Origin of the sequence: Streptomyces sp. B93 (assembly GCF_018070565.1) — a bacterium.
GTDB lineage: Bacteria > Actinomycetota > Actinomycetes > Streptomycetales > Streptomycetaceae > Streptomyces.
Genome location: NZ_JAGPXL010000109.1, coordinates 1 through 1,431, shown reverse-complemented (window position 1 = coordinate 1,431; position 1,431 = coordinate 1). Strand labels below are relative to the sequence as shown.

At 79.7% G+C, this 1,431-nt stretch carries 1 pseudogene; it reads left to right on the top strand.

The features are described from left to right. A pseudogene (locus KBY47_RS36125) lies at nucleotides 1-1,431 on the top strand (condensation domain-containing protein); the annotation flags it as partial.

The window sequence follows — 1,431 nt, the reverse complement described above, 5'->3', positions numbered from 1 at the left end:
CCGCCCCCACCACCGGCCCCGCCGCCGTGCCTTCTGCGCGGATCGTGGTCACCTACCACCAGGCCCTGCTCGACACCGTCAGCGCCCACCTGCTGCTCGGCCAGTTCTACCGCGCCTACCTCGCCGACGGCCTGCTGCCCGGCGGGGAACGCCGCCCCGACCTGCGCGACTACACCGCCTGGCTGACCGCCCAGGACCCCGGCCCGGCCCGCGCCCTGTTCACCGCCCACCCCCCGCCGCCGGCGCCGCCCGCCCTGCCGCGGCCCGCGGGCGTGCTCCCGGCCACCGGGACGGGCCGCCACCACCTGAACCTCAGCGCCGACGACACCGCCCGCCTCGCCCGCTGGGCGGCCGCCTGGGGCACCACCGAAAGCAGCGCCCTGAACGCGGTATGGGCACTGCTGCTGTACCGGGCGGGCGGCGGCAGCGGGCCGCGGCCGGTCACCTTCGCCGTCACCGTGCCCGGCCGCGGCATCCGGCTGGACGGCGCCGCGGCGCTGCCCGGCCCGCTGCGCAACCCGCTGCCGGTGTCCGTCCTCCTCGACCCCCGCACCACCGTCCCGCACCTGCTGCGCCGCCTGCGCGACAGCGCCCTGGACCTGGCCGCCTACGAATGGCTGCCCGCCGACTGGATCCCCACCTGGAACCCCGCCACCCCCGCCGCCGCGACGGAGGCTCCCGCCGCGGCCACGGTCGTCGTCTTCGAAGACCCCCCGCACCCGCTTCACGGCCTGGCCCGCACGCTCGCCGCGCACGGCCTCGACGCCGGCTTCCCCGCCGCCGTGCCGGCCAGCCCCGGCCAGCCGCTGGCCCTGCTCGCCCGCCACGACAGCGGCGGCGGCCTGCGCCTGGACACCGTCTGGGAGCGGGCCCTGGTCGACGACCGCACCGCCCGCCTCCTGCTCGAGGACACCGCCCTGCTGCTGCGCACCCTGCCCCGCCTGGCGGACGAGACCACCACCCTCGCCCAGGTACTGCACCAGCTGCCCGACCGCACCCCGCCCCGCCCCCGCCCCCGCTCCCGCCGGGGGGCAGGGCCCGCTGGTGCGGCTGCGTCCGGCCGCCCGCGAGCAGGCCGGGACCATCGTGCTGGTTCCCCCGCCGGGCACCCCGGCCGCCTGCTACGACCTGCTCGCCCGCACCTACCGCGGCGAGGAGGAACTGCTCGTGCTGACGGGGCGCACCACCACCGCCGCCGGCGGTGTGCCGGGCGCGCTGGCGGCCCTGGTCACCGCCCGGCTGCTGCTGGCCGGGTTCACCGGCGCCGGAACCCTCGCCTGCCACCTGGCCGCCCGCCTTGCCGCACCCGGCACGCCCGCGCCGCGGGTGGTCCTGGCGGGCGGGGCCACCGGCGGCCCCCAGCGCACCCGCCACCTGGCCGCCGCGCTGGAAGCCGCCGCCCTGCCCACCCCCGAACCCACCAGCTAACCC